The sequence below is a fragment of the Ruegeria sp. O5 genome, assembly GCF_056535105.1.
On record NZ_JBQERN010000021.1, the window covers coordinates 17,243 to 29,670 of the forward strand.

The 12,428-nt window shown below is 56.4% G+C and carries 11 protein-coding genes; 8 read left to right on the forward strand and 3 right to left on the reverse strand.

From position 1 onward, the window contains the following. Positions 1–5: 5 nt before the first annotated feature. Genes ACR0M3_RS17985 through ACR0M3_RS17995 form a run of 3 tightly spaced genes read left to right on the forward strand, consistent with a single transcriptional unit; the run spans position 6 to position 3,279 of the window. On the forward strand, positions 6–1,010 hold the full coding sequence (locus ACR0M3_RS17985) for an ABC transporter ATP-binding protein (protein WP_480911952.1): 1,005 nt from the start codon (positions 6–8) through the stop codon (positions 1,008–1,010). Further along, positions 1,007–1,780: an L-iditol 2-dehydrogenase gene (locus ACR0M3_RS17990; protein WP_480484639.1), complete on the forward strand. Its 774-nt coding sequence runs from the start codon at positions 1,007–1,009 to the stop codon at positions 1,778–1,780. Before ACR0M3_RS17985 ends, ACR0M3_RS17990 begins: the two co-directional genes overlap by 4 nt. Next, positions 1,780–3,279 carry a mannitol dehydrogenase family protein gene (locus ACR0M3_RS17995; RefSeq protein WP_480911955.1) on the forward strand — a complete coding sequence of 500 codons (1,500 nt, stop codon included), beginning with the start codon at positions 1,780–1,782 and terminating at the stop codon, positions 3,277–3,279. The genes ACR0M3_RS17990 and ACR0M3_RS17995 overlap by 1 nt, the downstream gene beginning before the upstream one ends. A gap of 90 nt (positions 3,280–3,369) precedes the next feature. On the opposite strand, the gene ACR0M3_RS18000 is transcribed toward ACR0M3_RS17995, so the two are convergent. The 3 genes from ACR0M3_RS18000 to ACR0M3_RS18010 are packed head-to-tail and all read right to left on the reverse strand — an operon-like array spanning position 3,370 to position 6,624. After that, a complete protein-coding gene (locus ACR0M3_RS18000; RefSeq protein ID WP_480484641.1) occupies positions 3,370–4,251 on the reverse strand; it encodes a DMT family transporter in 882 nt (293 codons plus the stop codon). Next, entirely contained in the window at positions 4,252–5,409 is a 1,158-nt protein-coding gene (gene argE / locus ACR0M3_RS18005; protein WP_480911957.1) for an acetylornithine deacetylase, read from the reverse strand. It abuts the gene before it with no gap. 3 nt (positions 5,410–5,412) lie between these two features. Continuing rightward, on the reverse strand, positions 5,413–6,624 hold the full coding sequence (locus tag ACR0M3_RS18010; RefSeq protein ID WP_480911959.1) for a M24 family metallopeptidase: 1,212 nt from the start codon (positions 6,622–6,624) through the stop codon (positions 5,413–5,415). A 466-nt stretch (positions 6,625–7,090) separates the two neighbouring features. Between ACR0M3_RS18010 and ACR0M3_RS18015 the strand changes: the two genes are divergently transcribed. The 5 genes from ACR0M3_RS18015 (at position 7,091) to ACR0M3_RS18035 (ending at position 12,425) form a co-directional block, all read left to right on the forward strand. Next, a complete protein-coding gene (locus tag ACR0M3_RS18015) occupies positions 7,091–7,465 on the forward strand; it encodes a hypothetical protein (protein WP_480911961.1) in 375 nt (124 codons plus the stop codon). A gap of 304 nt (positions 7,466–7,769) precedes the next feature. Further along, entirely contained in the window at positions 7,770–9,353 is a 1,584-nt protein-coding gene (locus ACR0M3_RS18020) for an ABC transporter substrate-binding protein (RefSeq protein WP_480547504.1), read from the forward strand. Between the two features lie 68 nt (positions 9,354–9,421). Beyond that, positions 9,422–10,516, forward strand: a complete 1,095-nt coding sequence (locus ACR0M3_RS18025; protein WP_480911964.1) for a M24 family metallopeptidase — start codon at positions 9,422–9,424, stop codon at positions 10,514–10,516. Beyond that, positions 10,516–11,523, forward strand: coding sequence for an ABC transporter permease subunit (locus ACR0M3_RS18030; RefSeq protein ID WP_480477613.1), 1,008 nt, complete (start codon positions 10,516–10,518; stop codon positions 11,521–11,523). The genes ACR0M3_RS18025 and ACR0M3_RS18030 overlap by 1 nt, the downstream gene beginning before the upstream one ends. Further along, on the forward strand, positions 11,523–12,425 hold the full coding sequence (locus tag ACR0M3_RS18035) for an ABC transporter permease subunit (RefSeq protein ID WP_480488831.1): 903 nt from the start codon (positions 11,523–11,525) through the stop codon (positions 12,423–12,425). Before ACR0M3_RS18030 ends, ACR0M3_RS18035 begins: the two co-directional genes overlap by 1 nt. Positions 12,426–12,428 lie beyond the last annotated feature (3 nt).

A 12,428-nucleotide genomic window follows, 5' to 3' on the forward strand; every position in this document is an offset into this window, starting at 1 on the left:
TTCTCATGGGACGTATTCAACTCAAGTCCGTGACCAAAAGCTTTGGCGACGTGCAGGTTATCCCGCCATTGGATCTGACCATCGAAGACGGAGAGTTCACGGTGTTCGTCGGGCCATCGGGTTGCGGTAAGTCCACTTTGCTGCGCCTGATTGCGGGGTTGGAGGACATCACCTCTGGCTCCATCGACATTGATGGGGCCGATGCAACAAACGTACCACCTGCAAAACGCGGTCTGGCGATGGTTTTCCAGTCTTATGCCTTATATCCGCACATGTCCGTTCGCAAGAACATCGCCTTTCCCTTGCGCATGGCGAAACTGGATCAGGCCGAAATAGACAAACGTGTGGAAGGGGCCGCGCAGGTTCTGAACCTGACCGACTATCTGGATCGCCGCCCCGGCCAACTGTCTGGTGGCCAGCGCCAGCGTGTGGCCATCGGGCGTGCCATTGTCCGCGAACCCGCAGCGTTTCTGTTCGATGAGCCGCTGTCCAACCTGGACGCCGCGCTGCGCGTCGGCATGCGTTTGGAGATCAGCGAGTTGCACGAGCGGTTGGCGACAACCATGATCTATGTGACCCATGATCAGGTCGAAGCGATGACGATGGCCGACAAGATCGTCGTGCTTCAGGCTGGTGTAATCGAGCAGGTCGGAAGCCCGCTGGACCTGTATCGAACGCCGCGAAACCTTTTTGTCGCCGGGTTCATCGGTTCGCCCAGGATGAACTTTATCGAAGGCGAAGAAGCTGCAAAACACGGCGCACATACAATCGGCATCCGCCCCGAACATATTGCTGTGTCCGAGAGCGACGGAACCTGGAGCGGTGTTGTAGGCGTGTCCGAGCATCTTGGATCAGATACGTTTTTCCACATACATGAAACCGGTCTGGCGGAAACAATCACGGTGCGAGCAGACGGAGAGGTTGGATTTAGGCATGGCGACCGCATCTACCTGTCACCACGTGCCGACGTGCTTCATCGTTTTGACGCGCAAGGGCTGCGGATCGAATGAAGCGACTGGACGGAAAAACCGCGCTTATCACTGGTGCTGCGCGTGGAATCGGGCTGGCCTTCGCAAAAGCTTACGTCGCCGAAGGTGCGCGTGTGGCCATTGCCGACATAGATTTCGCGCGGGCGCAATCCGCAGCCTCGGAAATCGGTGACGCTGCAATGGCGGTCGAAATGAATGTTGTTGATCAGGACAGCATCGACATTGCTGTTGCGCGCGCAGTGGATCAGTTCGGCCAGATTGACATTCTGATCAACAATGCTGCCGTTTTCTCAGCAGCGCCAATCATCGAAATCGACCGCTCCGATTACCAGCGCGTTTTTGATATCAATGTTTCGGGCACCTTGTTTACAATGCAGACCGTTGCGCGGCACATGATCGACGCCAATGTCAAAGGCCGGATCATAAATCTGGCCTCACAGGCTGGTCGGCGTGGCGAACCTTTGGTCGCCGTTTACTGCGCCAGCAAGGCTGCCGTAATATCTTTGACGCAGTCAGCGGGGCTCAATCTGATCGCTCACGGGATAAATGTGAATGCGATCTCGCCCGGTGTTGTTGATGGAGAGCATTGGGACGGCGTCGACGCCTTCTTTGCGAAGTACGAAAATAAAAAACCGGGGCAGAAGAAGCGTGAAGTTGCATCAGCGGTACCGTTCGGCCGTATGGGACGGGCCGAGGATTTAACCGGGATAGCGGTGTTTTTGGCGTCTGATGAAGCGGAATACATCGTGGCCCAGACTTACAATGTCGATGGCGGAAACTGGATGAGCTGATGACCCCTTTGGCGGACATAACACCGGTAGAGCTGTGCCTCGAACGCCTCGGATCGCTTCCTGCGGATGTCAAAATACCCGGATACCGGCGTGAAGACCTGACCCCTGGAATTGTTCATATTGGGCTTGGGAATTTTCACCGTGCGCATCAGGCATGGTACATACACAGGCTGATGCAAAAAGGGTTGGCCCTCGACTGGGCGATCATCGGGGCGGGCGTTCGGGCCTATGACGCGGACATGCGCGAAAAGCTGATTGGGCAAGACTGTCTGACAACTTTGATCGAGCTTGACCCGTCCGGTGTTTCTGCCGAAGTCATCGGCCCGTTGATCGACTATCTGCCCATTGAACCCCAAAATGCGCCTCTGATCAGGAAAATGTCCGATCCCGCCATCCGGATCGTGTCCCTTACCGTTACGGAAGGTGGCTATTTTCTGGATGCCAAGTCGGGTGTTTTCGACGTGGACCACGATGACATTCGACACGACGTGCAAAACCCGCAACAGCCTCGCACGGTCTTTGGTGCCATAGTGGCAGCACTTGGCAATCGCCGTGCCGCCGGGCATCTGCCCTTTACGGCATTAAGCTGTGACAACCTTCAGGGCAACGGAACCATCCTGCGCAATTGCGTTGTTGAACTGGCACGCCTTACGGACCCTGATCTTGCAGATTGGATCGATCAGAACGGGGCGTTCCCGAATTCGATGGTGGATTGCATTGTTCCCGCAACCACTGATCATGTCCGAACCCAGACCCGCGCCCTGGGAATTGAAGACTGCGTTCCGGTGTCACACGAGAATTTCCGCCAATGGGTGATTGAAGACGATTTCTGTGCCGGGCGGCCGATGTTGGAGAATGTCGGCGTTACGATCACCAAAGACGTACACGCATATGAAACCCTGAAACTACGTATTCTGAACGGCGGGCACCAGATTCTGGCGAATGTGGGTGAGGTTCTGAACATCCCCACAATCGCGGACTGCATGAACGACCGGGAAATTTCGGCATTCTTCCTGAAAGTACAGACCGAAGAAATTCTTCCTCATGCCATTGCAGTTCCCGGGATGACACCGGAACAGTATCTGGATCTGGTCAATCGCAGGTTTTCGAACACGGCTATTCACGACACCACGCGGCGCGTGGCCTTTGATGGGTCTGCACGACACCCCGGATTCTTGCTCCCGTCGCTTCGCGATGCACTGGCCTCGGGTACATCTGTTACTGGGTTGGCGCTGGTTGAAGCTTTCTGGTGCCGGATGTGCGCCGGTCTGCGTGAGGATGGATCAGAGATTGCGCCCAATGATCCCATCTGGAGCGATTTGCAGAGTGCGGCCCTTGCCGCCAGGGAACAGCCCGAAAAGTGGCTTGAGGCAGCAAACCTGTACGGAAGTACTGGCCGTGAAGCTCAGTTCGCAGAAGCCTTCATACGCTGGTTGCCGCGGATCTGGCAGCACGGAAGCCGGACGACGATCAAAAGCTATCTGAATGCGCTTTCCTGACGGATGTGATCTCGGTTCAGGTGGTTTCCATTATTGAACTGGTCGCAGGCTTTGAATTTCCGGTTGTCCGATCGAAAACTGCCATAGGCGTCAATCTTTGGATTTCCGCACGATATATACGCCTGCGAGGCAGAGAGCGAAACCAAAGGCGATGCGCCAGGTGACCGGCTCGCCCAGGATCATCCAGGCCAGTGCAATTGCCAAAGGGGTGACAAGGTAAAGCAATGTGGACACGCGGGTCGCGTCGCCGCGCTGAACAAGTGCGACATAGAGGCTGATCGAGATCAGGGAATTGGCGATGACCAGATACGCAAGGGAAAGGATCAGGTTTGGATGCCAGGTGACTTCCATCGTTTCGGTCGCCATTGCGATGGGAAGCAGCACGGCAAATCCGATCACATATTGAACAGCACCACCCAACACTGGGTCGCTGCGCCGCCCGTGACGTTTTTCCAGCAAAGTGGCGGCGGTCAGGCCGACCAATGCACTAACCGCAAGCAGCCCGGCGGAAAGAGGCACTGCGCTAGTCTTGTCAAAGACGCTGATTGCAACCCCCGCAAAACCCAGCGCCAGGCCAACCCACATCACGGGCCGTCCACGCGCTTCTCCGACCAACGGAGAGAAGGCGGCGACAAGTGCAGGTTGCAAGGCCATCACGATGGCAGTGGTGCCGGCACCCAACCCCTGTTTCATCGCCTGATAGGCCAGACCGAAGTAAACACATTGAATAAGAAACCCACTTGCCGCCATCGCGGCCCAGTGCGCCGGATCACGCGGCAGGGCAGGGCGGAACACCGCCAGCAGCGGCAGAAGACACAGAACAGCCAGACCATAACGGATCGCAAGCATGGTCATCGGTTCCACATAGGGCAGCCCCAGCTTGGCAAAGCTGTAGCCACCCGCCCAGAACAGCACGAACAGAACCGGTGCACCCAACCAGAATATGGATACCGCGCGGGCCGAGGTCATCATCTATTCCAGCTTCGAAGATAATCGCCCAAGCATATCAAGGCATTGGGCCATCTGGTCGACCGAGACGTATTCATCAGGTTTATGCGCCTGATCGATTGATCCGGGGCCGCAGACAACGACGCTCATCCCCAACTGCTGAAAAATCCCGGCTTCGGTGCCGAAGGGCACAACGTCGGCTCCGTTTGCCCCTGTCAGTTCCATCACAAGGTCACGCGCTTCGTTGTCGTCCATTGGCTCCAGCCCGTCGACCTCACCGATTACTTCGGTCTTGATACCGGCATCGGGATGAACAGTCTGCATTGCCGGGATCAGGGTTTGCGCGCAAAACCGGTGCAGTTCGTCTTTGACGTAATCCGCATCCGCCTTTTGCACTGGTCGCATCTCCCAATCGACCCGCGCCTTACCGGGGATCACATTATGGGCCACCCCGCCCACCAACGTACCGGTACTTATTGTTGTCCATGGCGGGTCGAACGGGCTGTTTGCCGGTGCTCGCCCTTGCAAATCAGCCTTCAGCGCCAGCAGTTTCGACACGTATTGCACCGCGTATTCTACAGCGTTAACGCCGCGCTCGGGGGCCGAGCCATGGCCTTCGAACCCGGTAAAATGCGCTGTATATTCATAGCAGCCCTTGTGGCCTTCGATGATGCGCATCGAGGTGGGCTCGCCGATGATGACCACAGCGGGTTTGATCGCTTTCTCCCGCAGGGTTTTGGCCAAAGCCTGCGCGCCAAAACAGCCGATTTCTTCATCATAGGTAAAGGCAAAATGCACCGGGCGCTGAAGGGCCAGCTTTGCGTAGTACGGGGCCATGACGACTGCCGCCGCGATAAACCCTTTCATATCGCAGGTTCCGCGCCCAAACCACTTGCCGTCTCGCTCATCCATCACGAACGGGTCCGAGGACCAGTCCTGATCGGCGACAGGCACTACATCGGAATGGCCTGACAGAACGACACCACCGTCGCGCTTGGGGCCCAACGTGGCAAAAAGATTGGCTTTGGTGCCGGTTTCGTCATGCCATATTTCCACCGCTGCACCGCAATCGCTCAACCGGTCCGCGAGGTGCTTGATCATGTCCAGGTTGCTGTCTGACGAAACCGTAGGGAAGCTGATCAGTTCGCCCAGCAGGGTCTTGGCGTCTTCGAGGATGCTCAAGGCTTAGTCTTTCACAAAGAGCTTTCGCTCGATATTGCACAGGGCTTCGGCGGGGCCGTTTTCAGTTATAAGAATGGTTTCCGTGGTCTCAAGCCCCCAGCTGTCCATCCACAGCGCAGGCATGAAATGGAAAACCATGCCCGGTTGCAGAATGGTCTCGTCTTCGGCACGGATCGACGCTGTCCGTTCGCCCCAATCTGGCGGATAGCTCAGACCGATAGGGTATCCCATGCGCCCCTCCCGTTCGAGTCCGTGACGTGCAAGAACCTTAAGAAAAGCGTTTGCAATGTCGCTGGTCCGTTTGCCAGCCCGGGCAGCCTCTAGACCCGCCGCTATCCCTTCGATCTGTGCGCGTTCCGCGTCCCGCATTTCTGGCGGCGGAGTGCCAAGAAATACCGTGCGGCAAAGCGGAGCGTGATAGCGCCGATAGCAGCCGGACAGTTCGAAAAATGTTGCTTCACCCTTCTTCATCGGTGCGCCATTCCATGTCAGGTGCGCGGCAGTGGCATCCAGCCCCGAAGGTGTCAAAGGGACAATAGCCGGGTAATCCCCCCAATCATCCTCAACCCCGGTAATCCCGGCGTGAAAGATATCTGCGACAAGGTTGTTCTTGCGCACGCCCACTGCGGCGCGATCAATGGCCGTTTGGATAACTTTTTCTGAAATCCGGGCCGCCTTGCGAATAAAAACAACCTCTTCTTCCGACTTGATCAGGCGCTGCCAGTTAACCAGTGCCGTCGCATCCACCAGCGTTGCTTCGGGCAATTCCTTGCCCAAAACCTCGTGTGCCTTTGCGGAATAGTAATAGTTCTCCATCTCAACGCCGATACGGGTCGCGTCCAGCCCAAGCGCGCGAATGTGGCCAGCCAGATCCTGCATGGGATGGCGTATGGTTGATTGAACGTAGTGGTCTGCATAGCCGCGAATGTTGTCCTTGGACATCCAGCATGTGCGCAACCCACCCAATGCATCCATCTGGCGTCCCCACCAAATCGGCTCTCCTTCCATGCCGAGCAATACGCCCTGATGCACATAAAAGGACCAACCATCATAGCCAGTCAGCCAAGCCTGGTTCGACGGGTCGGTGACAAACAGCAGTTCTAACCCCGCTTTTTCCATAGCGCTTCGGGTTTTGGCGATCCTGCGGTCATATTCCGCTTGGCTGAAAGGGGCGTGTTCAATCGGCATGGCATCCTCGGCGGCTGGATATGACATGTACTTGAGCGCAATCTTACCAATTTGTACACAGATGAACTTGTGAGTGATACCTGAACCGCGACTCCTGTTAGAAGCCAATTGGTTGTTTGATGATACGATCACGCTGTGGGCCCAGGGTATTCGCACTCGGCATCGAAAGACGCCGTAGAATAGAGCGTTGGAAGCACGCAAGGGTCCCAGTTCGGCGGACGGCGCGATTCCGAAAACCGCGCCAAAAACCATGAGCCCCCGAGGGTCGCGAAAAGCTCCTCGGACATCATCTGATCGCGGTTATCACGGGTCTCTCGGTTGCTTGTGCGGTTTTATGCTGCGCCGGAGCGAGGATCGGCATTTCTCCGCTGGATATGATTGCAATACGGCAACGGTGGCGCCTGATCTCGTGGGTGGCATGGTGCGTGGAGTAGGTGTCCTGAGGCACAGTGAAGGCTCGCTGCCAAACCCCAGATGTCCAAGGACTCAACCAATGTTACACACTGCGCCCACCTGTCGAGAGGCGTCCCCTTGTTTCGATGCATGTCGATCCAGCGCGCTCGACACCAACGGCATTCTCAATTCAACGGGTGCCGCGTCTCCTGTGGTGAACGAGGCAGAGTGCCAGAAATTGCGCAACTCCATCGGTCAAGGGAAAGCGCGCAATCTTTGGGGAATGGTTGCGTGGGGTTTGTTGGTGATTGTCCAAATCGCTGCGTACGCCGCCATGTTTTACGGTGTGTTGGTTATGCAAATCTCGCTGCTTCCCTACGTATTTCTGGTCGCACTGACCGTGTTACTTTGGCTGGGTTACGATTGCATTCGCGATATGCGCAAGGATACGTCATCAGCTACCGGTCAGAGATAGATATCCATTCTTACCTGAATGACTTCGGGTCAACGATAGTCGATATCTGCGGCCATACTGCCGGACCTTGGGGAATGTAAGTGTCGCCCTTCGCGATTTTCCTGGGGCAGGGCGCTTTCAATTTCAAGACACACCCTGGCAACGGGCATCTTTCACGAAAGTCAGTGACAGAGCCGGTTGACAACAGGTTTTGTATTTTGGATACATTTGTCAGGGATATCGCAACGACCTGTATTGTCACTGAACGCTCTGACGACAAAGAGCCCTGCGATTGTCTTGCAAAGTCCATTTCTGGGAGAAAATCATGAAACTCAATCTTCTAGCCGCAACCACGGCAATCGCCCTGTCGGGTGCCGTGGCACAGGCGAATACCCTTGTGTATTGTTCCGAAGGTTCGCCCGAGGGGTTTGACCCTGCATTATTTACCGCAGGAACAACCTTTGATGCCTCATCGCATCCTATTTATAATCGGTTGCTGGAATTCGAAACCGGTACGACCAATGTGATCCCCGGCTTGGCTGAAAGTGTCGAGGCCAGTGATGATGGCCTGGAATACACGTTCAAGCTGCGCCAGGGTGTCAAATTCCATTCGAATGACGAATTCACCCCGACCCGCGACTTCAACGCTGATGACGTAATCTTTTCCTTCATGCGCCAAAAGGACGAGAACCACCCCTATAACCAAGTGTCTGGCGGCACGTGGGAATACTTCCAGGGTATGGGGATGCCGGATCTGGTCTCTTCTATCGAAAAGATTGATGACTACACGGTGAAGTTCACCCTGTCCAAGCCAGAGGCACCCTTTGTTGCGAACATGGCGATGGATTTTGCATCGATCATGTCAGCCGAATATGGCGATGCTATGATGGCTGCCGGAACGCCTGAAAAACTGAATACTGCACCCATCGGGACCGGGCCTTTCTCGTTCGTGGCCTACCAGAAAGACGCGGTGATCCGCTATGCGGCCAATGGCGATTATTGGAAAGAACCGGCGCAGGTCAAAAACCTGATCTTTGCCATTACGCCGGACGCGTCTGTTCGTTACCAGAAGCTGAAAGCTGGCGAATGCCATGTGATGCCTTACCCGAACCCGGCTGACATTCAGGCGATGAAGGATGATGCAGACATCAACATGATGGAGCAGGAAGGGCTGAACGTCGGGTATCTGGCTTACAACACCACGATGGCGCCGTTCGACAACCCCAAGGTTCGCAAAGCGTTGAACATGGCGATCGACAAGCAGGCGATCATCGACGTGGTTTTCCAGGGCTCGGGCCAGGCTGCCAAGAACCCGATCCCGCCAACCATGTGGGGCTATAACGACGCTATTGTGGACGATGCCTATGATCCCGAAGCGGCCAAGGCCATGCTTGATGCCGAAGGTGTCTCGGACTTGTCGATGAAGATCTGGGCGATGCCTGTTCAGCGCCCCTATAACCCCAATGCCCGCCGCATGGCCGAGCTGATCCAGGCTGATTTTGCCAAGGTTGGTGTGGGCGTCGAAATCGTCTCATACGAGTGGGGCGAATACCTGTCACGCTCGAAAGAACTGAACCGCGACGGTGCTGTTCTGCTGGGTTGGACCGGTGATAACGGCGATCCGGACAACTTCCTGGCCGTTCTGCTGGGCTGTGACGGGGTCGAAGCATCGAACCGTGCACAATGGTGCCACCAGCCGTTCGAGGATCTGATCCTGAAAGCCAAGCAAAGCACCGATCAGGCAGAGCGGACCAAGCTGTATGAACAAGCGCAGGTCGTGTTCAAAGAGCAGGCCCCATGGGCAACCATTGCTCACTCGGTTGTATTCATGCCGATGAGCAACAAGGTGCAAGGCTACAAAGTGCACCCGCTGGGCGGCCACATCTTCTATGGTGTGAGCGTCGAGTAAGCCACCACTCACTCACCGGAGCTGCCTGTTTGGCAGCTCCGGCTTTTTTATTGAGGAGGTCGGCCTGAATGCCGGATCTGTCCGAATATCGTCAACTGGCACGGGACCTGTCAGTCGACGCAGTAGCTCTTGTGCCTGGCCCGAACTTCACCCGCGCTTTGGGAAAAGCTTTCATGAGCCACGAGCGGCCCTTCGTGGTGATTGTCCCGGCTGAGGGACAGGCCGCAGCGATTGTGCCCAATCTGGAACTGGCGTCATGGGATCTTGTAGGGTTCGAGGGCGCTGTTTTCGATTGGCGCGATCAGAGCGGTTATGATGATGCGTTTACTGCTTTGGCCGCACATATGCCGATCCGCTCTCTTGCGGTGGAAGGTCAGGTGATGCGGGTTTTTGTCTCTGCGGCTTTCACACGTGCTATGCCGGACTTGCGGATCGTTGACGGTGAACGCGAAATCTCGGGCCTGCGCATTATCAAAACCGATGAAGACATTGCTGCGATGCAGGCGGCCATCGATATCTCGGAACGTGCTCTGGGTCGTGTGATTGCAGATGTGCGCGTCGGTCAGACTGAAAAACAGGTCGAGCAGGCCCTGATACAGGCGCTGTTTGCAGAAGGAGCCGAGTCTCTGGCGTTTTCGCCAATCGTTGCGGCTGCCGACAACTCTGCACGGCCGCATGGGAAAGCACGCAGCGACTACCAGATCAGGGCAGGCGACGCGTTACTGTTCGATTTCGGTGCCCGCAAAGATGGTTTCGCCGCCGACATTACGCGAACCTTCTTTGTTCAGGACGTGTCGGACGAGGGCAGGGAAGTCTACGACACCGTTCTGCGCGCCAACAAAGCCGGGTTCGAAGCCTGCCGCCCTGGTGTAGCGGCCCATGACATAGACGATGCGGTCATAAGCGTGCTCGAGGCCTCGCCATTTGCGGATCGTATTCGCACCAAAACGGGTCACGGGTTGGGTCGGGATGTGCATGAGGCACCTTATATCATGCGTGGGAATCATCAGAAAATCCTGCCGGGTATGGTCTGGACGAATGAACCAGGTCTGTATGCGCTCGAAAGATTTGGCGTTCGCATCGAAGATGATGTGCTTGTCACTGAGGATGGCTGCCGGTCGCTGACCCATTTCCCCAAAGAGCTTACAATCATAGGTCGCTGATGTTTGGTTACTTACTCACCCGCATTGGCCTGTTCGTCCCGACCTTTCTGGGCGTGACGTTGATTTCATTCATGTTTATCCGGGTGCTACCGGGTGATCCGATCATCGTTATGGCCGGCGAGCGCGGCATGACTGAAGAACGCTACCAGGAAATGGTAGAAAAGCTGGGTTTCGACAAACCGGTGTTGCAGCAATACTGGGAATACCTTGCCGGAGTTTTGCAGGGTGATCTTGGCGAAAGCTTTGTCACCAAAAAACCGGTCTGGGAGGAGTTCTTTTCGCTGTTCCCCGCGACAATGGAACTTTCGCTCTGCGCCATGATCTTCGCCATCGCATTGGGTCTGCCTGCCGGCGTGATTGCGGCGGTGAACCGGGGGAAGTTTTTTGACAGGGCACTGATGTCTTCGGCATTGGTCGGATATTCGATGCCCATCTTCTGGTGGGCGCTGCTGCTGATCATCGTGTTTTCGGGCAATCTTGGCTGGACACCGGTGTCCGGCCGGATCGACCTGCTTTATTACTTCCCAAGTGTCACTGGCTTTATGCTGATCGACAGTCTTTTGTCCGGACAGGAAGGCGCATTCGGGTCGGCCGTTCGTCATCTGATCCTTCCGACGATTGTGCTGGGTACTATTCCGCTGGCCGTGATCGCGCGTCAGACCCGGTCGGCGATGCTGGAGGTTCTGGGCGAGGATTACATCCGCACCGCGCGTGCCAAAGGGTTGTCGCCGACCCGGGTAAACGGGCTGCATGCGCTACGTAACGCGCTGATACCGGTTGTCACGGTGATCGGGTTGTCGGTTGGTACGTTGCTGGCGGGGGCAATTCTTACTGAAACCATCTTCAGCTGGCCGGGCATCGGCAAGTGGATGGTCGACAGTATTTTCCGCAGGGATTACCCGGTGGTGCAAGGGGGTTTGCTGATGATCGCGGTGATCGTGATGCTGGTGAACCTGCTGGTCGATGTTTTGTACGGCATCATCAACCCCAAAATCCGGAGACGATGATGACCGAGCTTTCGTCGAACCAGCCAATGGCCGAAAATCGTCCCAGCGCACTGCGAGAGTTCTGGTACTATTTCAGCGAAAACCGCGGTGCCGTGATCGGGTTGTGGGTTTTTGCCGCCTTTGTGTTCTGTGCGGCCTTTGCCCCTTTGTTGGCCCCCTATGATCCGACCGAACAGTTCCGGGACCATATCCTGCAACCCCCTGCCTGGCAGGAAGGCGGAAGCTGGGCCTTCCCGTTGGGCACCGATCCTTTGGGCAGGGATATGCTGTCGCGGCTGATCATGGGTTCACGCTATTCCTTCTTTGTGGGGATCGTTGTGGTCTGTGTTGCCGTAACGGGCGGCGTAATGGTCGGCCTTCTGTCGGGTTTTGCGCCCAAATGGGTTGATACGTTGATTATGCGGGTGATGGACATCGTCCTGGCTTTCCCGTCTCTGCTGCTTGCCCTTGTTCTGGTCGCCATTCTGGGCCCATCACTGACCAATGCGATGATCGCCATCGCCATCGTGTTTCAACCGCATTACGTGCGCCTGACCCGCGCGTCGGTTCTGGCGGAACGGCAGAAAGACTATGTGACCTCGGCCCGTGTGGCCGGTGCTGGCAAGTCGCGGCTGATGTTCATCACGGTATTGCCCAACTGTCTGGCGCCAATCATCGTGCAGGCGGCCCTGTCTTTTTCGACTGCCATTCTGGACGCGGCGGCCCTTGGGTTTCTGGGCATGGGCGCGCAGCCTCCCACGCCGGAATGGGGCACCATGCTGGCTGAAGCGCGCGAGTTCATCCTGCGCGCATGGTGGGTTGTCACCTTCCCCGGTCTCGCAATCCTGGTCACCGTACTTGCCATCAACCTGATGGGCGACGGGTTGCGCGATGCGCTGGACCCGAAACTGAAGCGGAGCTGATCG